The following is a 22,817-nucleotide window of genomic DNA, read 5'->3' as shown; positions in this document are numbered from 1 at the left end:
AAGGGACTTTTCACAAGGCACTCCTGCGGCAATGGCAAAGCGATGGACAAAAGTTGTCCCGCCCGCCTGCGAATTGCGCGCAGGCGGTGGGCAGTGCGAAGGCAAAGAGGTGGAGGGCTAGCTGCTGGTCATGGCAGCTGGCAGCGGCAGCAGGGCCTGTGGTTCAGCGACGCACAGCGTGACGCTGGAGGGGTGGCTTGGCGACAGGTGCAGGGTGTTCAACGCCACGCGCTTCTCGCGTGCATCGGCGGCGGATTCGCCGCTGTTGGGATTGACGTCGTACTTCGGAAAATTGCTGCTCGCGATGTCGAGGCGGATGCGATGGCCCCGCTTGAACAGATTGCAGGTGGCAAACGGTTCGATGGTGATCGCGTAGACCTTGTGCGGTTCGAGCAGGCTGGCTTTTTCCCAGGATGCATGGAAGCGGCAACGGAAGATCCCGTCCGTCAGGTTCAGGGCGTAGCCCTCGGGGTAGTCGGCACTCGGGGGATAGACGTCGATCAGCTTCGCGGTGAAGTCGGTGTCGGGGCAGTCGGAGGAAATGAACAGCCTGACAGTGACCGGGCCCGCTACCGCGACGTCCTGCTCGAGCGGCGCGGTCTGGAACACCACGACGTCATCGCGAGACGCCAGCGGCAGTCCGGGCTGCTGTACGCCGAAGAATCGCGCGTCTTCGCGTTGGTCGAAGCCGCCGCCCGCGAACACGGGCTGGCCTGATGTCAGCGACCCGCCGATGGTGGGCACGGGACGGTGCGGGTCCGACTGATACCGGATCTGCGCGCCTTCGCTGGTCGGCAATGCGTCGATCAGGCTGCCGTCTGCATGCAGGTAGTAGGCCGCTTGCCGTGCTTGCGGCACAGGCCAGGCGTCCGCCTGCACCCAGGCACCGCCGTGGTCGAACCGGCCCGCGGCGTTGCGCCGGCCGCTGCCGCCACCCATGAGGAACAGCCGCACGGCCGGATCGGCCACGGTGTCCTGGGCGCGTCCTTGCAGCCATCGCTGGAACCACGCCAGACGGAAGCTCAGCCAATGGGACGCGATGCTGCCGTCGAACGCGGCGCGGGGGCCGAACTCCGCATCGCCACTGTGGGTGGTGTTGCGGTCGCCGTGCAGCCACGGCCCCAGGATCAGGCGAACGGGCGATTGCCGGCCGGCGGTGAGGCCCGCATGGTTTTCCAGCGTCGTTCTCACATAGGCGTCGTACCAGCTCGACATGAGCACCACGGGAATGTCGGGAATGGCGTCGTAGTAGCCCTCGGCGTAGATGCCCAGCTGGCGCCAGGAAGCATCGAAGGTGTCCGCGCGCCATTGCTCGAACAGGTAGTCCTCGTATTCCGGCACCGCCGAGAGCGGCGAGTGGCCGGGCCGCCACGGCATGCGCGAGAACCACTGGCGGATGTCCTGTGCTTCGAGCGCTGCCAGCGTGACCGGATCCTGCTGCGCGGCCGGACTGAGCTTGGCTTGCTTGAACGCCCATGTGGCTTGCTTGAGCTCGAACGCGCCGGACTGCCGGATGCCGCACTGGTAGCCGTTGGAAAAGCCGCCCGAGTCCAGCACCATGCACGCCAGCCCCGGCGGGTTCAGGCAGGCCAGCGCCAACTGCGCGTGTGCCGCATAGGACAGCCCCATCGTGCCGACCTTTCCATTGCACCAGGGCTGCGCCAGGATCCAGCCCAGGGTGTCGAAGCCGTCCGGCCCTTCGGCAAGGTACTTGATGAAGTGGCCCTCGGAGCCGTAGCGTCCGCGGCAATCCTGGTACACCACCGCGAATCCATGTTCGACGAAGTACCGGGCCACTTCCGGACGGGGTACACCGAGCCGGTCGCCGATCTGCTCGGCGCGCGAGATGCCGGACTTGTCGTAGGGCGTGCGTTCGAGAATGACAGGCAGAGGCGCATCGAGGCCCGGACGGTAGCCGACAGGCAGGTGCACGTCGGTGGCCAGGTGCACGCCGTCGCGCATCCTCACCCTCTGGTCTTGCAGCACACGGACGTCGCGCGCAAGGGAGATCGTTGCATCAGGCTGAATCATTTTGCTTCCTGGATGTACAGCATGGAGGTGCGTTCGAGCTTGTTGGCGCGAATGGTCGTGCCGTCGCGCGCGGCCCAGAACACCACCGGGAAATACAGCGGCACGATGCCGGCGTCGTTGAATCCCGTCTCGGCCGCCTGGCGCAGGAGCGTGTTCCGGACGGCGGGATCGAACTCCACTGCGGCTTGCGCCAACAGGCGGTCGAGTTGCGGGTTGGAGTAGCGGGCGCGGTTGAAAGCGCCGGTTCCCGCGGCCTTGTCGTAGGTGGCCAGCACGTTGGTCAGTCCGTTGGTGGAGTCGCCCGTGGTGTTGCCGTACGAAAAGATGAAGGCGCTGTATTGCTGCTTGCCGCTGGCGCCCGCGTAGACGTTGTAGGGCTGGGTCACCACGCCGTTGATGCGCAACCCGGCGCGCGCCATCATCTGCGCGAGAGCCTGTGCCAGGTCGCTGTCGCTGGCAAACCGGTCGTTGGACGAATGGATGGTCAGCCCGAAGCCTTGCGGATACCCCGCCTCGGCCAGCAGCGCGCGCGCACCGGCGAGGTCGTACGCCGGCGCCGGCAGCGCCGGTGTGTAGCCGCCCAGCCCCTCGGGGACCATCTGTCCGGCGGGTACGCCCGCGCCGCTGAGCAGACGCGTGGTGATCGGCTCGCGCATGAACATCTTCGAGATCGCCTGGCGCACGCGCACGTCCTTGAGCGGGTTGACCTGCATGGGCTTGCCCTGGGCATCAGTGACGAAAGGGGTGACGTCGCGCGCTGAATCCAGCGCCAGGTAGATGAGGCGCGCCGACGGTGAACTGAAAAGCGTGAAGCCCCGCTTGTTCTTCAGGTTCTTCGTATCGGTGGGCGGCACGCTGTCGATCAGGTCGACGGAGCCGGACAGCAGCGCCGAGATGCGCGCCGCGTCGTTCGAGATGTAGCGGATCAACACGCGATCGAAGTCGGGCCGGTCTCCCCAGTAGCGTTCGTTGCGTTCCAGCTCGAGGCTGTCCCCGGGCTGCCAGCGCTTGAACCTGTAGGGGCCGGTGCCGACCGTCGCCGCGCCCGAGTTGAAATCCTCCGAGCGCTTTCCCTGCGCCGCGTGGCGCGACACGATGTAGACAAGGCCGATCTGCTCCATCAAATCAGGCGTGGGCTCCTTGGTGCGAATGCGCAAGGTCAGCGGATCCACGACCTGAATGCTGGCGATGGTGCGCACGGCCCCCGTGAAAGGCGCCGGGCTGTTGGGCACCTTGGGCGCACGGTCCAAGGAGAACACCACGTCGTCGGCGGTGAACTGCGTGCCGTCATGGAACTGCACGCCCGGGCGCAGCCGGATTTCCCAAAGCGTGGGCTCCAGCACGCGCCAGGAGAGGGCCAGGCCGGGACGCAGCTGCATGTTCTCGTCACTCGAGACGAGTCGCTCGAAGATGTTCTCGGCGGCGGCTTGGTTGTTGCCAGTCCGCGAGAACAGTGGATCCATCGACGACGGCTCGCTCGAGTGGCCGATGGTCAGCAGCGGCCGCGCGAAGGCGGCCGCCGAGGCCAGCAGCGCCAGCCCCAGCGCCGCGTGCAGCGCGCTGCGGATCAGTATGGATGTGGGTTTCACGATGGAATGGCTCATGGATTCGCGCTTCGTGGCGCGTTGTCGAGGAGGTGGCACGCGGCCTGTTGACCTGCGCCGAGATCGCGCAGCAGCGGCTGCTCGGTCTTGCACCGGTCCATGGCGTGGGGACAGCGCGGGTGGAAATGGCAGCCCGCGGGCGGATTCAGCGGAGAAGGGATCTCGCCCTTGATCGCATGAAAGCGCCGTTTCCGGTTCGACAGGCGCGGCACCTCGTCCAGCAGCGCTTGCGTGTAGGGATGGCGGGGAGCCTTGAAGACCTCGGCGGTGGGACCCGACTCGACAATGCGGCCCAGGTACATGATCACCGTGCGGTCGCTGATGCGCTGCACCACACCCAGGTCGTGGCTGATGAACAGGTACGTCAGCCCCAGGTCGTGGCGCAGGTCCATGAACAGGTTCAGGATCTGCGCCTGGATGGAGACATCCAGCGCGGCGATCGATTCGTCGCAGATCAGGAATTTCGGCTTGACGGCCAGCGCCCGGCCGATGCCCACGCGTTGGCGTTGGCCGCCCGAGAACTGGTGCGGGAAGCGATTGCGGAAGTCGGGATCGAGCCCCACGCGCCGCATCACCTCGACCACATAGTCTTCGCAATCGCGCCGGGCGACGATGCCGTGGGCGAGCGGCGCCTCGCCGATGATGTCGCGCACCCGCTTGCGCGGATTGAGCGAGGACATCGGGTCCTGGAAGATCATCTGTGTGGCCATGCGCTGCGCGTGCGCGGCTTGGCCCGCGAGGCTGGCGAGCTCGCCTGCCGGTGTCTGGATCGTGCCCGAGGAGGCGGGCAGGATGCCGGCCAGAACCCGGCCCAGCGTGGATTTGCCGCAGCCGGACTCGCCCACCAGGCCGACGACTTCGCCTTGGTGGATGGTCAGGTCGACGCGGTCGACGGCGTGGACGGTGTGCGAGGCCACCTTGGCGCCCAGCAGTCCGGCGAGCCGTTCGGCGTAGTCGGGTCGCTTCACGAACAGGCGCGACACCTGGTTGGCCTGCATCAGGATCGGCGTGCTCACAGAAAGGCTCCTGGCTGGGGATGAAAGCAGCGGTAGCTGCGGCCGCCGCCTGTGTCCAGGGGCGGTTGCTCGGCGCGACAACGCTCCGAGGCGTGTCCGCAACGCGGGCTGAAAGCGCAGCCCTGCGGCAACGCCAGCGGCGAAGGTGCCATGCCGGGAATCTGATAGAGCCGGTCGCCGCTGCGATCGCTGCTGGGCACCGAGCCGATGAGGCCGATGGTGTAGGGATGGCGCGGGTGGTCCAGGATGTCGTCGGTTTCACCGGATTCGACGACGCGCCCGGCATACATGACGCATACGCGATCCGCCAAACCGGCGACCACCGCCAAATCGTGGCTGACCCACACCATGGCAGTCCCGGTCTCGGCGCAGAGCTTCTGCATTTCGGCGAGGATCTGGGCCTGGATCGTCACGTCCAGCGCAGTCGTGGGCTCGTCGGCAATGATCAGGTCGGGCTTGTGCAGCATCGCGATCGCAATGGCCACCCGCTGCCGCATCCCGCCTGACAGTTGGTGCGGATAGGCCTTCATGCGTTCTGCGGGCGAAGGAATGCCAACGGCAGCCAGCGTGTCGCGCGCGCGGTTCCAGGCGGCCTTGCGGCTGCATCGCTCGTGGCTGAGCACGGTCTCGACCATCTGGCTTTCGATACGGAACACCGGGTTCAGGGTCATCATCGGATCCTGGAACACCATGGCGATGCGGTTGCCACGCAGCTGCCGCAGTTCCTCCTTGGACAAGGTGGCCAGGTCGGTCCCCTTGAACAGGATCTGGCCGCCGTCGATGCGGCCCGGAGGATCGATCAGGCCCAGGATCGAAAAGCCGGTGATGGATTTGCCCGAGCCCGATTCGCCGACCAGACCCAGGATTTCTCCGGGATGCACATCGAAGCTGACATCGTCCACGGCGCGCACAAGGCCGGCCCGTGTGTGGAACCAGGTGCGCAGATTGCGCACCGAAAGCGTAGGGGTGGTTGAAGTCACGGGGGCTTCCTATTTCTGCAGGCGCGGGTTGAGAGCCTCGCGCACGCGATCGCCCACGATGTTCATAGTGAAGACCACGGCCAGCAGCAGCACGCCGGGAAACACGCTGATCCAGTAGAGCCCCGCCAGCATCTGCTGGTAGCCGTTGGCGATCAGCAGGCCCAGCGATGGCTCGGTGACGGGCAGTCCGATGCCCAGGAAGCTGAGCGTCGCCTCGGCCGAGATGGCGTTGGCGGTCTGGATCATCGCGATGACGATGACGGGCGGAACACAGTTGGGCAGGAGTTGGGAGAAAAGCGCGCGCCGGTGGCTCAGGCCCAGGCAGAGCGCCGCTTCCATGTATTCCTTGCGGCGTTCGACAACGGCAGTGGCACGGACGGCGCGGGCGAAGTAGGCCCACTGCACCACCACCAGCGCCAGGATCACCTTGCCCACGCCCTGTCCCAGGATGGCCAGCATCATCAGCGCCACCAAGATGGTGGGAAAGCCCAGCATCAGGTCGACCAGCCGCATGATCAGCGCGTCGACGCGTCCGCCGAAGTACGCGGCCGTCAGGCCCAGCACCGTGCCCACGACCAGCGCGAATAGACCGCTGAGCACACCCACGCTCAGGCTGGTGCGGAGGCCAAACATCATGGCCGACAGCATGTCGCGGCCCTGGGCGTCGGTGCCGACCCAGTAGACCTCGCCGTACACGCCCTGGCTGCCCGGAGGCATGCGGCCGTCCAGAATGGTGATGGCGGCTAGGTCGTACGGATTCTGCGGCGCGATCCATGGCGCGAGGATCGCCGCCAGGACCAGCACCAGGAAGATCACCGCGGCAATGGTGGCAGGGCGGCTATCGAGCACGCCATGCACCGCCTGGCCGAAGGTGGTGTTGCGGCTGGGCGCCAGCTTCTTGAAGACAGGGATGTTCATTCGGAGGCTCCCACGCGGACACGGGGATCCAGGATGGAATAGATGATGTCCACCAGCAGGTTGAGCAGGATGAACATGGCGACCACGATCAGCAGGTAGGCCACCACGACGGGGCGGTCCAGCTTCATGATGCTGTCGATGATCAGCTTGCCCACGCCCGGCCAGGCGAAAATGGTTTCGGTGACGGTGGCAAAGGCGATCAGCGAACCGAACTCCATGCCCACGACCGTCACGATCGGGATCAGGATGTTCTTGAGCACGTGCACGTAGATCACGCGTGATTCGCGCAGCCCCTTGGCCCGCGCGAACTTCACATAGTCCAGCGGCATGGTCTCGCGCACGCCACTGCGGGTCAGGCGCACGATCAGCGCGATCTTGAACAGCGCCAGGTTGAGCGCTGGCAGGATCAGGTGGCGTATGCCGTCCCAGGACGCCAGACTGGTGTGCACGCCCAGGATCTCGCCCGTGTCGCCGCGGCCCGTGGAGGGCAGCCAGCCCAGTGTGACCGAGAAGATCAGCACCAGCATGATCCCCTGCCAGAAGTTGGGCAGGCTGAAGCCGAGGATCGAGCCCGTCATGATGCTGCGATCCAGAATCGAATCGGGCTTCAGGCCGGCAACCAGGCCCAGCGGCAGGCCGACCAGCAGCGCCAGCAGAAGCGCGACGAAGGCCAGTTCCAGCGTGGCCGGCAAGCGCTGCAGGATCAGCTGGATGGCCGGCTGGTTGAAAACGAACGAGTTGCCCAGGTCGCCCTGCAGTGCGTTGGCCACGAACTTCAGATACTGCCCATGCAGCGGAAGATCCAGGCCCAGCGATTGGACGGCCTGCGCGATTTCAGCCTGTGACGCATCAGCGGGCACCAGGATCTCGATCGGATCGCCGATGGCGTACACGCCGGCAAAGACGATCAGCGAAGTCACTACCAGGATCACGAGGCTCTGGCAGAGCCGTCGGATGATGAACGCCGTCATGGCGTGCCGCGGCGACCGGCGTCGTGACGGGGAATGGCGCGCATTTCTTATTTCTCCTTGCCGTCGTGGCCGGCATTAACTGATAGTGATGTCGGATTGATGAATGACAAAATCCGGACAGGCCGAATAATCCCGTGATCGCGCAGAGCAGGCAACGGTATGCAGAGCCCGTATCGACCTATGTGAATTTGGAGAAGTTTGGTGTTAACCCGCGGGCTTTCGCCCCAACGCTAGCCAGAGAACACCATGAATTTCAAACAACTCGAGGCGTTCATCGCCTTCATGAACACCGGCTCGACCATCGAGGCGGCCCAGCGCCTAGGCACCTCTCAGCCCGCCGTCAGCCGCTTGTTGAGCCAGTTCGAGGACGACCTGGGAGTGCCGCTTTTCCTGCGCCGCAAGGGACGCCTGCATCCCACCCACCAGGCGGAAATTCTGCTGCCGGACGTACAGAACATGGTGTTGGGCGCGGCGTCGCTGCATCGCCACGTGAACCAGCTGCGGCTGGGCGGGCGTCGCCGAACGCTGTTGCGGGTGCAGGTGCCCAGCACGGTTGCGCAAGCGGTCATGCCGGGCGTGGCCGAGGCCTTTCTCGACGATCACCCCGGCGTGGCGCTGGAAGTGCTGGCTGGAAGCTATGAGAACGGCGAGGTCGCTCTCTTGAGCCGCGAGGTCGATCTGGCGCTGGTGAGATCGCCGGCGATCAACACGGGCCTGACCATGCTGCTCGAATTGGCCACCGAGGCGGTCTGCGTCATGCCGGCCGGGCACCCTCTGCAAGCCCTGAAGACAGTCGCCAGTGCCGATCTGATCGATATCGATCTCGTTCTGCTGGGGCGCCAGCGCTCCCTGCGCCAGCAAATCGACCACGCTTTCCGGCAAGAGCGGATGATGCCGCAGATCCGCGCCGAGGTGCATTCCGTCGAGATGGCTTGCCGCTTCGTTGCTCAAGGGCTGGGCGTCTCCATCGTGAATGGCCTCTTCGCGCATCTGTGCCAGGACATGGGCGTCGTCTGCCGCCCATTTCGGCCTCGCATCGACTACTGCCTGGGTATGGCGACGCTGGCCGGCCAAGCGCCGGATCCATTGGTGCCCGAACTGGCGACGCGCATTCTGGACGCGATGGCGCAGCGCGCAGGGCCCAACGCATACACCTCGGTAGGGTCGAACATTGGCAATACCGCGGTTCCCCCTGGGCTTCAGCCCTGATCGAAGCACGCATCCGTTCGTCTCGCCGCTCGGCCGATGCACGGCCAGGGGTTGATCAGCGCTTGGCATTGGGATTCCCCAACCCGAGCTTCTCCATCGCCTCGTGTGCATCGATGATCATCGCGGAAACCTCGGCCACGGTGATCCGGAGCTTGGTCGCGCGAGCGCGCATGTGCTCGTAGGCCTGCGTCTCGGAAAGCTGCTGGCTATCCGACAGCAGGCGAATGGCTTTTTCAATCTGACGGCACGACTTGATCGTGTCTTCGAGCTTCAGGACTTTGCTCTGGAGCCGTGCCTGGAAACTCTGTGCGGAGCGTGCCAGCACCAGCGTGCTCAGCACACCTGCCGATCGAAACGGGCGCGTGATCACGCCATGCGCGCTGGTGTCGAGCAGCAGTTTCAGGGTCGTCGGGCTCTCGTAGTCCGACAGTGCGATCAGCGTCGCATCGATCACGCTGGCGCTCCAGGACGCGCTGCCCTGGGCTCATCGCGCCCAAGGGATTGAACGGCTGCTGATGGAACTGGAAGCGCAGGGCTACAAGTTCGCGCCACCAGGTTATCCTGCCATCGGCGGCGCACAGGCAGTCAAGATCGATTGGGGGAAAGGCGTGCTGCTAGGCGCATCAGATCATCGAAAAGACGGCTGTGCGCTTGGCGTCTGAGCGCGGGAGTTACCAATTGGAACGGTGACCCGCGCCACTGGCTTGGCCGTCTCTGCCATCTGCTACTACGAAGAGGTCAACCTGGTGTGGCGTCACGGACCTCCGGTCAACCCCAGGGCGCTTGACTTCGCGAGTGGCTTGAGCAGAGGAGACGAAAATCCAAAGATAGGGCTTGCACCATACGAGCACGCGAGCGATTGTCCGTTGGTTCGTTCATGAATACTGACGCGGTGCAGGTGTTAAGAGTAGCTCACGAATATTTGGATCTCGCCGGAACATTGGATCGAGGGGCGACCCTCGCCGCGATCAAACTGCGTCGGGACCCACACGAACTGTTGTCATGACCTTTCTCCTGGAAGTGTTGAGAGGCCTACAGCGTTGCTCAACGTCATCCCCCTCGTAAACCGCCGTCAAAACCCGCAACTTCGAATTCCGGCACCGATCACGAGGGCCCAGCTCCGTTCCCTAGCGCGGGGCCTTCACCCCCCGATTCGCCAGCGCGCGGTACTGCGAAGGCGAATGGCCGGTGGCGCGGGTGAAGAACTTGCTGAAGTAGGCCGGATCCTGATACCCGATGGCGGCGGACACCTCCAGCACGGACATCGGTGTATAGGCGAGCAGCCGGCGTGCTTCTAGCATGAGGCGCTCGTGCAGCAGTTGCAAAGCCGATTGCCGTGTCGCATTGCGGCAACTGCGGCTCAGGTGATCGGGCGTCACGCCCAGCGCCTGAGCATAGAAGGGCAGCCCGCAGTGCTCGCGAAAGTGCTGCTCGGCCAGCGCAAGGAAGCGCTGCACCAGTGCATCGCGTGCCCCGGGGGTCTGCTCCTTCTGGGTGTGCTCGCCATGAAGACGCAGAAGCAATACCGCGAGCAGGGTGGCGGCGGCCATCAGGGCCGGCACCCGGCCTGCACCGCCGCCCCCGAATTCGCGCGCCAACATGTTGAAGAGGGTGGAGCATTCGGCACGCGCCTCGGGTGTCAGTTCCGTCAGCACGAAGGAAGTTCCCAGACTCGCATCCACCAGGCGCGTGCTGGCCAGAAGCTGCTGCAGGGTGGCGCTGGGAATGGTGAGTTGGTGCCCTGAGGTGTCTCGCGCGTGGCGAAAGCCGTGCACGGAGCCGGGTGCGATGAGCAGGATGGCCGGAGCCGCCGCCTCCACCGGCCGGCCGTCCACCGTGCCGCCGATATGGCCGCGCTCCAGGAACTGGATCTGGTGCAGGCCCGCGTGGCGATGCGCCGGAATCGTCCAGTCCATCTCTTTCCCGCGCACCGCCACTGCCTCGTAGTGCAGGCAGTCATCCGGCTGTTCGTGTCGGACTTCACGGAAGGGAACGAGGAGAAGGGCCTTGGCAGCAGGTTTCATGGCGGCAGATGTGATCGATGCCGGAAAACTACCTGCCGCGGTGCGATTTGTCCATTCGCAGGAGCCCCCGATGGCCCCACGATCCGGGGCATCGACAGTCAAGGGCACCAGACCCAGGAGACAAGCCATGGATCGCAGAGACTTCCTTCATCTTCTTCAGGCGGGTGGCGCACTGGCCGCCCTCGCGCCCGTGAGCCGGGCGCTCGCGCAGCTCAACGGCAATGCTTCCATCATCTCGGGTTTTCCGGCGGGCGGCATGGGCGACCACGTGGCGCGCCCGCTGGCCGAGAAGCTGCGCGGCAAGTACGCCACCAGCGTGATGGTGGAGGCGAAGACGGGCGCGGGCGGGCGCATCGCGGTGGAGTACGTCAAGCGCGCGGCGCCCGATGGGCTGACCATCCTGCAGATTCCCAGCTCGCCGATGACGCTCTACCCGAATACATACAAGAAGCTCAACTACGACCCGCTGGCGGATTTCGTTCCGGTGACCACCACCGTCAACTACGCCTTCGTACTGACCGCGGGTCCGGGCCTGCCGGCCGAAGTGAAGACCGTGGCGGACTACCTGAAGTGGGCCAAGGCCCACCCGCCGCAGGCCAGCTACGGCGTACCGGCGGCCGGCTCGGCCCTGCACTTCGTCGGCATGATGCTGCAGAAGGCCAGCGGCACCGAGCTCACCGCGGTGGCCTACCGAGGCGGCGCGCCGCTGCTCAACGATGTGCTGGGCGGCCAGGTGCCGGTGAGCGTGAACGTGCTGGGCGAAGTGATGCCGCATATCCGCGCCGGCAAGCTGCGCGGTCTGGCGGTGTCGAGCGTCCAGCGCTCGTCCTTCCTGCCGGAGGTGCCGACCTTCGTCGAGCAGGGCTTTCCCGACATCGTGGTGCAGGAGTGGCTGGGCTGGTTCCTGCCGGCACGCGCGCCGGCCGAGACCGTGCAACGCCTCAATGTGTTGGTGCGCGAGGGCCTCGCGGCACCCGAATTCGTCGAGGCTCTGGCCAAGGTGGGGCTGCAGCCGGTGCACCAGAGCGCCGACGAGTTCGCACGCATCGTGCGTGCCGACAAGCAACGCTGGGCACCCATCGTCAAGGCGGCCAACTTCACGGCGGAGGACTAGCGCATGGCACTGCAGATCAATGGCGCGCAGGCGCTGGTGCGCTTGCTGCTCACGGAGCAGGTGCGCGAAGTCTTCGGCATTGTTGGCGGCAAGCTGGGGCCGCTGTTGCACGCCATCTCGCAGCAGGAGCAATTGCGCTTCCTCGGCGTGCGGCACGAGGGCGCGGGGCCCATGATGGCGGCCGCGGCCCATGCCGCGTCGGGGCGGATCGCGGTGGCGCTGGGCGAAATGGGGCCGGGCGGTCTCAACATGGCCTCCGGTCTTGGCGTCGCCTTCAACAACAACCTGCCGCTGCTTGCCATCACCACCAACCAGCATCGTGCAGCCTGCTATCCGCACAGCGGCATGTTCATGGACCTGGACACGGTCGCGGTGACCCGGCCCCTCACGAAGTGGAACGCGGTGGTGCACGATGCGCGCCGCCTGCCCGAGATCATGCGCCGCGCCTTTCGCGAGGCGCTGGGCGGCCGGCCCGGCCCGGTGCACCTGGACATTCCTCAGGACGTGCTGAGCCAAGTGTGCAGTTTCGACGAGGCGGAGTTCGCCATCGCGCCGTCGCGCTACCGCGCCCTTGGACGGGTGCGGCCGGACGCCGATGACGTGCACCGCGCAGCAGCCCTCATGGCCGAGGCCCGGCGCCCGCTCATCGTGGCCGGCGGCGGCGTGATCGCGAGCGGCGCTGCCGAATGCGTGCGAGCACTGGCGCAGCGCTGGCAAGCACCGGTGCTTCCCACGCAGATGGCCCTGGGGGTGGTGGCTTCGGACAGCCCGCATTTCATCGGGCATGGCGGCCTGATTGCTGGCGAGCCCGTGCGGCAGGCCTTCGAGGGCGCGGACCTCGTCCTGGCCGTGGGATGCCGCTGGTCGTCCTGGATGTGGGACGAGCGCGGAGCATTGGCGCGGAGATCGCAACGCCTGATCAGCGTGAACATCGATCCTTCGGCGCTGGGACAGCCCGCCTTGCACGAGGTAGCGCTGCAAGCCGATGCAAAGGCCGCGCTCGACGACCTGCTGGCGGCCTGCGACGCGGGCTTGGGCCAGGTTGTCGACGGCGCCTGGCTGCCCAGCCTGCGCCAGGCGCGCGCGGCGTACGCGTCACGCCTGGAGGCACTCGGCACGGAGGGCGAGACCAGCCAGGCCATGCATCCCGCGGCGCTGGGACGCGTCATCGGCGAGGCGTTGCCGCAAGAGTGCCTGGCCGTCTTCGACGGCGGCCACACCAGCTTCTGGAGCAATGACCTGACGCCGGTGCGCGAGGTACGCACGCGCTTTCACGAGCCCGGCATGAGCCACCTGGGCTTTGGGCTGCCCTATGCGATCGCATTGCAGGCACAGCAGCCCGGGCGTGCGGTCGCCCTCATCACGGGCGACGGCTCCTTCGGTTTCACCCTCAACGAGTTGGACACCGCGCGGCGCCATCGCCTGCCGGTGCTCAGCATCGTTCACAACAACGCCGCCTGGGGCATCATCCGCGCCGGGCAACGCAATGCGCTGGGCTTCGAACTGGGCACGGGGCTCGACGAGACGGACTACGCGGCCATTGCGCGTGGTTTCGGTTGTCATGGGGAACGCGTGACGGCGGTCGCCGAGGTCGCACCCGCGATCCGACGCGCACTCGCCTCGGGCCTGCCGGCCGTGCTCGACTGCCACACGCGTTTCGTGCCTCACCCTGCCATGCCTGCCTTCGCCAGCATGAACCGCTATGGCTTCGAGGCCCTCGCCGGCGCCGATGCCATCCCCTGAAAGAAAAGGAAAAATAACCGTGTCCAGCCTCACCCTGCAGCAAGCCCAGACCATCATCGATGCCGCCCTGAAGAAATCCAAGGAAGCCGGCCACCAGCCCATGGGCATCGCCGTGCTCGATGCCGCCGGCAACCTCAAGGCCTTTGCCAGCGAAGACGGCGCGAGCATGTTCCGCTTCGACATCGCCCGCGCCAAGGCCTGGGGTGCGGTGGGCATGGGCGTGGCCAGCCGCAAGCTGGCCGAGCGCGCCAAGGACAACCCCAACTTCTTCGTCGCGCTGGCCGCCACGGCCGAAGGCAAGTTCCTGCCGCAGACCGGTGCGGTGGTGATCCGCGATGCGGCGGGCCAACTGCTGGGCGCGGTGGGCGCCAGTGGCGGCACCGGCGACGAGGACGAAGCCATCTGCATCGCCGGCGCGCAGGCGGCGGGGCTGACGGTCGGTTGAAACGCCTTCAGCTGGCGGCTTGCCAATCGGGCAGGCGGGCGTTGGCGTCGCGTCGGTTAACTTCGTAGAACAGGCCGCGCAGCCAGCGGTTGGACGCATCGTTCTGCATGCGCCGGTGCCAGTACTGCTGTACCGGGAGCTGAGGCGGCTTGAAGGGCAGCTCGATCATCTTCACCGCGATGTGCCGCTGCACCACGGTGGCGATGTCGTCGGGCACGGTCGCCACCAGATCGCTGCCGGGCAGCAGGGACAGCAGGCTCATGAAATGCGACAGTTCCAGCGTCACGTGCCGGTGCCAGCCCTTGTCTTCCAGGAAACGGTCAAGCATGTGCTCGCGCCCATCCGGCCGCACCACGATGTGCCGCGCCGCGAGGTACTGCCTTGCCGTCATGCGTAAAGGCACGGCCGGATTGCGCGCGCAGGCGATGCAGGTGTAGGACGTCCTGAACAGCGCCTGGCGAAAGTAGCCCGCCTTCTGCAGATCAGGAAAGAAGCCCACGGCCAGGTCGGCCTCGCCGGCCTCCAGCGCCTGGGCCGCAGCCGTGCGCGGCATCGAAAGCGCACGCAGCCGCACCAGCGGCGCCTCCTGCCGCAGGCGCTGCAGCACGCCGGGAAGGAAAGCCACTTCGCCGATGTCGGGCGTGAGCAGCGTGAAGCTGCGCTCCGCGTTCGCCGGGTCGAAGCCCGCGGGCTGGAGGATCTCCGACTGGATCGCCTGCACCACGCGCTGCACCGCGGGCGACAGTGCCTGCGCACGCGGCGTGGGCTCCATCTGCGCACCGGCACGCACGAACAGGTCGTCGTCGAAGGCAGTGCGCAGCCGCGCCAGCGCCGCGCTGGTGGCCGGCTGGCTGAGGCCGATGGCCTCGGCCGCGCGGCTGACGCTGTGCAACCTGGCCATGGCGTCGAACAGCACCAGGAGATTGAGGTCGATCGAACGAATATCCATGACGTGGATTTTATGTATCCACATCATCGACTGTTCAGATGATCGAAGGCTTCCTAGCATTCGAGCTTCAAGAACCAGGAGACTTCATGCAACGCAGAGACTTCGCCCGAGCGGCGATGCTGTTTCCATTGGCCGGCAGTGGCCTGCTTCGTGCCCAGCCGGACTGGCCGCAACGGCCCGTCAAGTTCATTCTTTCGCAGCCAGCGGGCTCGGGCCCGGATATCCTGGCACGCTATGTGGCCGACCGGCTGACGCGAGGCTGGGGTCAGCCCATCGTCATCGACAACAAGCCCGGTGGACAGAATGTGATCGGCGCACTGGCGGCGGCACGTTCCCCGGCCGATGGCTACACCTTCTACTACGCCACCACCGCGGCGATGGTGACCAATGCCTACACCTTCAAGGCCTTGCCCTATGACCCGGTGAAGGACTTCGCGCCAGTGCGGCTGGTGGGCCGCAGTCCTTTCGTGATCGCTGCCGCCGCGAGCTTCCCGGCCAGGAACCTGAAGGAAGCGCTGGCGTTGGCCAAGGCGCAGCCGGGCAGCATCGCCATCGCCACCGAAGGTCCGAAGACCTTCTCCGGCATGCTGGCCGATAGCGTGGCCGGCATGGCGGGCGTGCGCTTCAACCATGTGCCCTACACCAAGGCGCCCGATGCGTTGCAGGACGTGATCGGCGGGCGGGTGCCGCTGGTCTGTCTGCCCGATGCGGCCCTCACGGCCTACCTCAAGTCGGGCCAGGTGCGTGCACTGGCCGTGAGCACCGCCAAGCGACAGCCGGGCATGCCGGATGTGCCGTCGCTCTCCGAGACCTTTGCCGGTTTCGATTACTCGGGCTGGAACGGCCTCTTTGCGCCAGCCGGTACCCCGCCGGATGTGATCGCGCGCGTCAACCGCGACCTGGAAGCCGTCCTGCAGCAGCCCGAGGTGGTGCAGCGTCTGGAAACCCTGGGCTCGCAAGCCGAGCCGCGCATGTCGGTGGCGGAGTTCGAGTCCTTCATGCGCGGCGAGCGCGAGCGCTGGGTCAAGCTGGTCAAGCAGCTCGACATCCAGCCTGAATAAGCTGGAGCCCGAGGCGTGCATCAGCACAACTGCACCTGCGGCATCGACGTGCACGCACACGTGGTGCCCGAACACTTCCCGAATTACATCGGCGCCAGGCTGCCCGCCGAATGGCCCTCGATGGCGCCGGCCCATGCCTGCCACCGCCACGTGATGATCTCGGGCAAGGTGTACCGCACGGTGTCCGACCGATGCTGGGACACCGCGCGCCGGCTCGAGGATCTGCCGGGCATGGGTCTCGCACTGCAGGTGGTCTCGCCCATGCCGGAACTGCTGTCGTACTGGATAGCCGCGGACGATGCCCGCCAGCTGCTGCGCTACACCAACGACTGCATGGCCGGGATGGTGGAGCAGGGCGGTGGTCGCATCGCGGCACTGGGCGCCGTGCCGCTGCAGGACATCGACCTGGCGATTTCCGAACTCGAATACGTGATGAAGACCCTGGGCTTTGCCGGGGTGGAGATCGGCAGCAACATCAACGGCGCGCCGGTGGGCGCCCCGCAGTTCGACCCCTTCTTCGAAGCCTGCGAGGCGCTGGGCGCTGCGGTGTTCGTGCATGCCCTGCGCCCGGCCGGCATGGATCGGCTGGTGGGCCCGGCGCCGCTGCAGCAGGTGCTGGCCTACCCGGGCGACGTGGGCCTGGCGGCTGCCTCGGTCATCACGACCAACCTGCTGGTGCGGCGGCCGCGCCTGCGCATCGCCTTCAGCCACGGCGGCGGCACGCTGGCCGCGTTGCTGCCGCGCCTGCAGCAAGGCTGGGACGTGTTCCCGGCGCTCAAGGAAAGCATCGCCACGTCTCCCGCCGAGCAGGCCCGCCGGCTCTTCTACGACACCCTCGTGTTCGACACGCCCTTGCTGCGGCACCTGGTGGAGCGATTCGGCGCCAGCCAGCTGCTGATCGGCACCGACTACCCCTTCAACTTCCACGACCGCACGCCGGTGCAGCGCATCGAGGCCGCCGGCTTCGACGAGGACACGGTGGCGGCGCTGGTGCATCGCAATGCCGAGCGATTCCTCGGCCTTCACATGAAAGAGACGACCCCATGAGTTCTCCCTGGATCCAGGGCCTGCGCAGCGTGGCGCTGTTCGTGCCAGACCTCGCGCGGGCCGAAGACTTCTACACGCGCACCTGGCGGCTCGAAGTGGCGCACCGCGGCGACGGCGTGCTCTACCTGCGCGGCACGGGCAACGACGCCTACCTGCTGGCGCTGCATCAGGGCGGGGAGGTGCCGCAGATTCGCCAGGTGACCCTGCGTGCGCGCAGCCGCGAGGCGCTCGACGCCATTGCGGCCCAGGCGGTGGCCGCCGGCGGCACCCTGCTGGCGCAGGCGCACGAACTCAGCCGCGACCCGGCCGGTGGCATGGGCCTGAAGTTCAGGGATCCACACGGCCGCACCTTCCAGGTGGTGCACGGCGACACGCAACGGCCCGAAGGCGCCGCGGTGAAAGACCGGCCCATCCGCCTGACCCATGTGGTGCTCAACAGCCACGCGGTGGACGAGACGCAGGCTTTCCTGCAGCAGGCACTGGGCTTTCGCCTGGCCGACCGCACCGGAATCATGGCCTTCATGAATTGCGATCGCGACCACCACACGATCGCCATCGGCATCTCGGACAACGATGCGCTCAATCACATCGCCTTCCTGATGCCTGACTTCGAGTCGGTGATGCGTGGCGGCGGACGCATGAAGGATGCGGGCTTTCCCATCCAGTGGGGCCCCGGTCGGCATGGCCCGGGCAACAACCTCTTCAACTACTTCCTCGATCCCTTCGGCGTCGTCATCGAGTACACGGCCGACGTGGAGCAGATCGACGACAGCTACGAGGCGCACGGCCCCGAGCACTGGAAGTGGCCGCCCGGCCGCGTGGACCAGTGGGGCATCTCGCCTGCGCCCGGCGCCGCGCTGAAGGAAGCGCAAAAGCGCATTTTCTTCGCCCCGAACCCCTGATTCCCAACCGAGTGACATCCCGATGAAATTCACCACCTACCTGCGCCAAGGCGCACCCCGCCTGGCCCTGGTCGAAGGCCAGGACCTGATCGACCTGAACGATGCCGATGCGCAAGTGCCGAGCGACCTGCGCGCGGCGCTGCGGGCCGGTGTCGACCTGCAGGCCGCGGCGGGCGGGGCATTCGACACCGGCAAGCGGCAGCCCCTGGACTCCGCGACATTGGCGCCGTTGGTGCCCGAGCCCGGCAAGATCATCTGCCTGGGCCTGAACTACTACGACCACGCCAAGGAAGGCGGACGCGAGAAACCCGACTACCCCTGGTTCTTCTTCCGCGCGCCGTCATCGCTGGTGGCCCATGGCGAGGCGGGCTGGCTGCCCAGGGTCTCGACCCGCTTCGACTACGAGGCCGAGCTGGCGGTGGTGATCGGCCGCACGGTGCCGCGGCACACCCAAGAGGCCGATGCGCTGCAGTACGTCTTCGGCTACAGCTGCTTCAACGACATGAGCGTGCGCGACTACCAGAAGCGCACGCCCCAGTGGACCATCGGCAAGAACTTCGACCGCACAGGCGGCTTCGGTCCGGTGCTGGTCAGTGCCGACGAGCTGGCGCCGGGGGCCGCGGGCCTGCGCATCCAGAGCCGTCTCAATGGCCAGGTGATGCAGGACGCCAACACCGACGACATGATCTTCAGCGTCGCGGAGACCATCGCGCTGCTGGCGGAGGTGCTGACCCTGGAACCCGGCGACGTGATCGTGATGGGCACGCCCGCGGGCGTGGGCCAGGCACGCAACCCACCGGTGTGGATGAAGGCCGGGGACATCATCGAGATCGAGATCGATCGCGTCGGCCTCCTTTCGAACCCCATTGCGGACGAGGCGGCGTGAGCACGAACGACATCTACGACGTCGCCATCGTCGGCTACGGCCCGGCGGGGCAGGTGGCGGCAGGACTGCTTGGACAGCGCGGGCTCAAGGTCTATGTGTGCGAGCGCCTGCCCGACGTGTACCAGATTCCGCGCGCCATCGCGCTGGACCACGAGATCATGCGTGTGTTCCAGCAGCTGGGCGTGGTGGAGGCCATCGAACCCTATACCGAGCCGTTCACCAACTCCGAGTATTTCGGGGTGGACGGCCAGCTGATCCGCCGCATGACGATGGTGGCGCCGCCCTATCCGCAGGGGTACACGCCGTCCATCGTGTTCACGCAGCCGCCCGTGGAACGCGCGCTGCGTGCGCGGGTGGCGCAGTTGTCCAATGTGAAGGTCGACTTGGGCGTCGGGATGAGCGCACTGACGCAGGACGACGAGGGCGTCACGCTGCAGATCGACGCCGAGGGCCAACGCCGCACCGTGCGTGCCCGCTACGCCATTGCCTGCGACGGCGGCAGCAGCGGCGTGCGCACCCAGCTCGACATCGAGATGCAGGACCTGGACTTCGACGAGCCCTGGCTGGTGGTCGACGTCCTTGTCAACGAGCAGGGCCTGGCCAAGCTGCCGAAAGTGAGCGTGCAGTACTGCGAGCCGGAGCGCCCCTGCACCCTGGTGGTCGGCCCGAAAAACCATCGCCGCTGGGAGATTTCGATCCTGCCGGGCGAAGACCCCAAGGAGGTTGCCACACCGGAGCACACTTGGAAGCTGCTGGCACGCTGGCTCACACCGGAGGATGGCGAGCTGTGGCGGCAGGCCAGCTACCGGTTCCACGCGCTGGTGGCCAAGGAATGGCGCCGCGGCCGGGTCTTTTTGGCCGGCGATGCGGCGCACATGCAGCCGCCCTTTCTGGGGCAGGGCATGTGCCAGGCCGCGCGCGATGTGGCCAACCTGAGCTGGAAGCTCGCGGCGGTGTTGCAAGGGGAGGTGCATGGCGCGGCGGGCGAGAGGCTGCTCGACAGCTATGGCGCCGAACGTCAGGCCCATGTGCGCGAGCTCACGAGCCGCATCAAGGGGGTGGGAGCCGTCATTTGCGAGCGCGACCCGGCCAAGGCGAGGGCACGCGATGCGCGCCTTCTGGAGGCGTGCGGTGGCAAGGTGCAGGACACACCGCGACAGGACATCCTGCCGCGCCTGGAGTGCGGTCTCCTCTCGGCGGAGCCCGCTGCGGCGCGCGGCAGTCTGTTCCCCCAGCCGTGGCTCAACGGGGCGGCGGGGCAGGGCCTTCGCATGGACGAAGTTGCGGGGCATGGCTGGCGGCTGGTGCTTGCGCCGGGCGTCGAGCTGCGTGAGGGCGCTCTGATGCCGGTCACCGTGGTGGCGCTCGGTAGCGCAGACGACGTGGAAGGCGTAGCGACCAGTTGGTTCAAGCAACATGAATGTGTCGCTGCGCTTTTGCGGCCGGACAACTACGTCTATGGGATATCACGCAGCGCCGACGAGACCGTCTCTCTGTGCGAGGAGGCTGCGGCGGAGCTCGGCTTGTCGACTTGCGCCGCCTGAGCCCATGGGACTTGCGACCATGGAGTGGGCTCTTGAAGAACAACCGCACATGCTCGTCACGCAGTAGCCACGGTGCACCGCACTTGCAAACTGAGCCGCAATAGGGGTTCTTTCATGGAGCTTGTGGCTCCTGTCGTACCCGATGTGCGGACGGGCCGCCTGCCCTGCAGGATGGCACTTCATGCAGTCAGGTGTCTCGCGGACATCTCCGTGATAGCGAGCCGCGTACGAGCGCCACCTTCAGCTGCGGTACGGGCGAACGTGATCCAGTTCGGATTCGATGACGCCGCGCACGACTTCCTTGAAGGCTGACACAAGCCGGGAATGAGGCGCATCGGGTGCGAGCAGGAGCGCAAGGCGCACCGTGATGGCAGGCTTGAAGGTTCGCACCTCGAAATCGAGATGGCGCTGCTCCTCGAGCGCCGCGAGTGGATTGATCACGCTCACGCCCAGACCCGCAGCGACCAGCGAACAGACGGAGGCCCCCAGGTCGGACTCCAGCACCGTTCGGGTTTTGACGCCTGCGGCGGCCAACACCTGATCGATGCGTTCCCTCGGCCCGCTGCCCAGCGGGAACGAGATGAAGGCTTCGCCGTCGAGGTCCGACGCATGAACCCCGTTTGGCCCGGGCCAGACGATGCTTCCCCGGAAGCAGCGCGACGCAATCCATGCTCAGCAGCGTTTCGACGCGCATGCCGGGCGGATCATCGCCATACAGGATGGCGAGGCCCAGGTCGCACAGGCCCGAGCTCACCGAGGTGTCGACGGTCGTGGCCGCACCTGAGTGGATCGTGACGAGTGTCTCGGGGTGCTCGCGCTTGAACCGGACGACCGCCTGGCTGAGGACGCCTCCGGCAATTCGCGCCATGGCGGCCACCGCCAGGCGGTCGCCACCGAACGTCCGGATGTTCGATGCCGCGGACTCCAGGCCCTGCAGTCCGGCGAAGGCCTTCTCGACCTCCTGAAAGAAGCGCTTTCCTTCGAGCGAAGGCGCCAGGCGCGTGCCGCTGCGTTCGAAAAGCGCAAACCCGATGATCGCCTCCAACTGCGAAACGAGGCGGCTCACCTGGGGCTGCGACGTGTGAAGCCGGCGCGAGGCTTCGGTCATCGACCCCGTCTGCACGACCACCCGGAAGGCCTCGATGTGCTTCAAGGTCATGCGTCGGCTGCTCATATCAATATTGTATGACGTGCTGTTGAGTACGCATTTGCAGTATTAGCTGTCCGAAAGAATACTTGCGTCCATGCCTGACAAGAGCCCGCACATAGCCGACGCCGGACTGCCGCGCAGTTCAGGTACGGCTGGCGCCGTGGTGGACCTGCGCAGCGACACCGTGACCCTGCCAACCCCGTCGATGTACAGCCGCATGCAAACAGCCGCACTGGGAGACGACGGCCTGGACGGCGACCCTACCGTGCGTGCGCTCGAGGCACTGGCGGCCAGGACGCTGGGCAAGGAGTCTGGCCTGTATGTGCCGACGGCGACGATGGGAAATCTCCTGGCTGTGATGTCGCAGGCGGAGCGCCGGTCGCAAGTCGTGCTCGAAGAGTCCGCACACATGTTCGTTTCGGAGGGCGGCGGCGCCGTGTTCAGGGGCGTGACCTACACCGCCATTCCGGGCGTGGCTGGCGCGATGGACCTGGAGAGCCTGGCGCTGGTGCTGAAGTCGCCCGGCGAATTGCGCACGGATCTGGTCTGCCTGGAAACGACGCACGGCAACGCGGGAGGAGCGGTGCTGCCGCTGGACCACATGCAGGCGGTCTGGAAGGCATCCAGTGACGCCGGCGTGCGCGTCCACCTCGACGGCGCCCGGCTCTTCAATGCCGCGGTGGCGTTGAACGTTGATCCCGCCGCGATCGCCTGCTGCGCAGACACGGTGACCCTCTGCCTTTCCAAGGGCCTGAGCGCGCCGGCGGGTGCGGTGCTCGCCGGACCATCCGCCACCATGGCCAGTGCCAGACGGTTGCGCAAGATGCTCGGCGGCACGCAGCGCCAGATCGGCGTGGTTGCCGCAGCGGGACTGGACGCCCTGGAAACCATGCCTGGCAGGCTCGGCCAAGACCACGCTTCAGCGTCGCGCCTGAGCGAGGCATTGCGCGCTGTGTTGCCCGGCGCCGTCAACGTCAGCACACCGCCAACCAACATCGTCTTCGTCGACCTGCCCGAGGCCGCACCCGACAGCCTCGCCTGGGCGGAGGCACTCAAGGAATGCGCTGTCCTGGTCCGCCCGTGGGGTCCGCGCAGGATCCGGCTTGTGACGCACCGCCACATCGACGCGACCTGCGTGGATGCCGCCGCGACAGGATTCCGGCGTGCGGCGCAATCGCTGGTCGCTTGACGGTTCTCGCAAGGACGCGCGCCTCCCTTCGAAC

The 22,817-nt window shown here is 66.5% G+C and carries 20 protein-coding genes and 2 pseudogenes; 11 read left to right on the top strand and 11 right to left on the bottom strand.

The window, feature by feature from the left end; genetic code table 11:
• Positions 1 to 117 precede the first annotated feature (117 nt).
• The 6 genes from BLR24_RS00720 to BLR24_RS00695 are packed head-to-tail and all read right to left on the bottom strand — an operon-like array spanning position 118 to position 7,520.
• Positions 118 to 2,031 carry a CocE/NonD family hydrolase gene (locus BLR24_RS00720; protein WP_093011191.1) on the bottom strand — a complete coding sequence of 638 codons (1,914 nt, stop codon included), beginning with the start codon at positions 2,029 to 2,031 and terminating at the stop codon, positions 118 to 120.
• A complete protein-coding gene (locus tag BLR24_RS00715; RefSeq protein ID WP_093011188.1) occupies positions 2,028 to 3,635 on the bottom strand; it encodes an ABC transporter substrate-binding protein in 1,608 nt (535 codons plus the stop codon). The genes BLR24_RS00720 and BLR24_RS00715 overlap by 4 nt, the downstream gene beginning before the upstream one ends.
• Positions 3,632 to 4,651 (bottom strand): ABC transporter ATP-binding protein, encoded by a 1,020-nt coding sequence (locus BLR24_RS00710; protein ID WP_093011185.1) that lies wholly within the window; start codon positions 4,649 to 4,651, stop codon positions 3,632 to 3,634. The genes BLR24_RS00715 and BLR24_RS00710 overlap by 4 nt, the downstream gene beginning before the upstream one ends.
• Complete coding sequence (locus BLR24_RS00705) at positions 4,648 to 5,631, bottom strand: ABC transporter ATP-binding protein (RefSeq protein ID WP_093011182.1); 984 nt, start codon at positions 5,629 to 5,631, stop codon at positions 4,648 to 4,650. Before BLR24_RS00705 ends, BLR24_RS00710 begins: the two co-directional genes overlap by 4 nt.
• A gap of 9 nt (positions 5,632 to 5,640) precedes the next feature.
• Positions 5,641 to 6,549 (bottom strand): ABC transporter permease, encoded by a 909-nt coding sequence (locus BLR24_RS00700; RefSeq protein WP_093011179.1) that lies wholly within the window; start codon positions 6,547 to 6,549, stop codon positions 5,641 to 5,643.
• Positions 6,546 to 7,520: an ABC transporter permease gene (locus BLR24_RS00695; RefSeq protein WP_093011176.1), complete on the bottom strand. Its 975-nt coding sequence runs from the start codon at positions 7,518 to 7,520 to the stop codon at positions 6,546 to 6,548. The genes BLR24_RS00700 and BLR24_RS00695 overlap by 4 nt, the downstream gene beginning before the upstream one ends.
• A 246-nt stretch (positions 7,521 to 7,766) precedes the next feature.
• Between BLR24_RS00695 and BLR24_RS00690 the strand changes: the two genes are divergently transcribed.
• Complete coding sequence (locus BLR24_RS00690) at positions 7,767 to 8,729, top strand: LysR family transcriptional regulator (RefSeq protein ID WP_093011173.1); 963 nt, start codon at positions 7,767 to 7,769, stop codon at positions 8,727 to 8,729.
• A gap of 55 nt (positions 8,730 to 8,784) precedes the next feature.
• Here BLR24_RS00690 and BLR24_RS00685 read toward each other — a convergent pair.
• Positions 8,785 to 9,204: pseudogene (locus BLR24_RS00685) on the bottom strand (ANTAR domain-containing response regulator); the annotation flags it as partial.
• Between the two features lie 40 nt (positions 9,205 to 9,244).
• Between BLR24_RS00685 and BLR24_RS30565 the strand changes: the two are divergent.
• Positions 9,245 to 9,391 (top strand): hypothetical protein, encoded by a 147-nt coding sequence (locus tag BLR24_RS30565; RefSeq protein WP_175543125.1) that lies wholly within the window; start codon positions 9,245 to 9,247, stop codon positions 9,389 to 9,391.
• 465 nt (positions 9,392 to 9,856) lie between these two features.
• Here the strand turns inward: BLR24_RS30565 and BLR24_RS30210 are convergent, their stop codons facing one another.
• The gene (locus tag BLR24_RS30210) at positions 9,857 to 10,753 is read right to left on the bottom strand and encodes a helix-turn-helix domain-containing protein (protein ID WP_175543132.1); all 897 of its coding nucleotides are present in this window, start codon (positions 10,751 to 10,753) and stop codon (positions 9,857 to 9,859) included.
• A gap of 127 nt (positions 10,754 to 10,880) precedes the next feature.
• Here BLR24_RS30210 and BLR24_RS00670 point away from each other — a divergent pair, with 127 nt between their 5' ends.
• Genes BLR24_RS00670 through BLR24_RS00660 form a run of 3 tightly spaced genes read left to right on the top strand, consistent with a single transcriptional unit; the run spans position 10,881 to position 14,055 of the window.
• Entirely contained in the window at positions 10,881 to 11,867 is a 987-nt protein-coding gene (locus BLR24_RS00670) for a Bug family tripartite tricarboxylate transporter substrate binding protein (protein WP_175543131.1), read from the top strand.
• A 3-nt stretch (positions 11,868 to 11,870) separates the two neighbouring features.
• Complete coding sequence (locus BLR24_RS00665) at positions 11,871 to 13,610, top strand: thiamine pyrophosphate-binding protein (protein WP_093011163.1); 1,740 nt, start codon at positions 11,871 to 11,873, stop codon at positions 13,608 to 13,610.
• Positions 13,611 to 13,629: 19 nt separating this feature from the next.
• On the top strand, positions 13,630 to 14,055 hold the full coding sequence (locus tag BLR24_RS00660; RefSeq protein ID WP_093011159.1) for a GlcG/HbpS family heme-binding protein: 426 nt from the start codon (positions 13,630 to 13,632) through the stop codon (positions 14,053 to 14,055).
• Between the two features lie 7 nt (positions 14,056 to 14,062).
• Here the strand turns inward: BLR24_RS00660 and BLR24_RS00655 are convergent, their stop codons facing one another.
• A complete protein-coding gene (locus BLR24_RS00655; RefSeq protein WP_175543130.1) occupies positions 14,063 to 15,004 on the bottom strand; it encodes a LysR family transcriptional regulator in 942 nt (313 codons plus the stop codon).
• Between the two features lie 86 nt (positions 15,005 to 15,090).
• Here BLR24_RS00655 and BLR24_RS00650 point away from each other — a divergent pair, with 86 nt between their 5' ends.
• From BLR24_RS00650 to BLR24_RS00630, 5 genes are read left to right on the top strand one after another with little or no spacing between them, the layout of a single operon-like run.
• Positions 15,091 to 16,065, top strand: coding sequence for a Bug family tripartite tricarboxylate transporter substrate binding protein (locus BLR24_RS00650; protein WP_175543129.1), 975 nt, complete (start codon positions 15,091 to 15,093; stop codon positions 16,063 to 16,065).
• Positions 16,066 to 16,080: 15 nt separating this feature from the next.
• Complete coding sequence (locus BLR24_RS00645; RefSeq protein WP_093011153.1) at positions 16,081 to 17,112, top strand: amidohydrolase family protein; 1,032 nt, start codon at positions 16,081 to 16,083, stop codon at positions 17,110 to 17,112.
• Positions 17,109 to 18,014, top strand: a complete 906-nt coding sequence (locus BLR24_RS00640) for a VOC family protein (RefSeq protein ID WP_093011150.1) — start codon at positions 17,109 to 17,111, stop codon at positions 18,012 to 18,014. Before BLR24_RS00645 ends, BLR24_RS00640 begins: the two co-directional genes overlap by 4 nt.
• A gap of 22 nt (positions 18,015 to 18,036) precedes the next feature.
• Positions 18,037 to 18,900 (top strand): fumarylacetoacetate hydrolase family protein, encoded by an 864-nt coding sequence (locus tag BLR24_RS00635; protein ID WP_093011147.1) that lies wholly within the window; start codon positions 18,037 to 18,039, stop codon positions 18,898 to 18,900.
• Positions 18,897 to 20,444, top strand: a complete 1,548-nt coding sequence (locus BLR24_RS00630; RefSeq protein WP_254787113.1) for a bifunctional 3-(3-hydroxy-phenyl)propionate/3-hydroxycinnamic acid hydroxylase — start codon at positions 18,897 to 18,899, stop codon at positions 20,442 to 20,444. The genes BLR24_RS00635 and BLR24_RS00630 overlap by 4 nt, the downstream gene beginning before the upstream one ends.
• A gap of 240 nt (positions 20,445 to 20,684) precedes the next feature.
• Here BLR24_RS00630 and BLR24_RS30925 read toward each other — a convergent pair whose 3' ends face one another.
• Complete coding sequence (locus tag BLR24_RS30925) at positions 20,685 to 21,014, bottom strand: LysR substrate-binding domain-containing protein (protein WP_254787145.1); 330 nt, start codon at positions 21,012 to 21,014, stop codon at positions 20,685 to 20,687.
• A gap of 109 nt (positions 21,015 to 21,123) precedes the next feature.
• Positions 21,124 to 21,552 (bottom strand): annotated as a pseudogene (locus BLR24_RS30920) (LysR family transcriptional regulator); the annotation flags it as partial.
• Between the two features lie 136 nt (positions 21,553 to 21,688).
• Between BLR24_RS30920 and BLR24_RS00620 the strand changes: the two are divergent.
• Positions 21,689 to 22,783, top strand: a complete 1,095-nt coding sequence (locus BLR24_RS00620; RefSeq protein ID WP_093011144.1) for a threonine aldolase family protein — start codon at positions 21,689 to 21,691, stop codon at positions 22,781 to 22,783.
• Positions 22,784 to 22,817: the final 34 nt, after the last annotated feature.

This window comes from Variovorax sp. OV700, assembly GCF_900099805.1.
Classification (GTDB): domain Bacteria; phylum Pseudomonadota; class Gammaproteobacteria; order Burkholderiales; family Burkholderiaceae_C; genus Variovorax.
The sequence above is the reverse complement of the archived record's forward strand: the minus strand, read 5'-3'. Positions and strand labels throughout refer to the sequence as shown.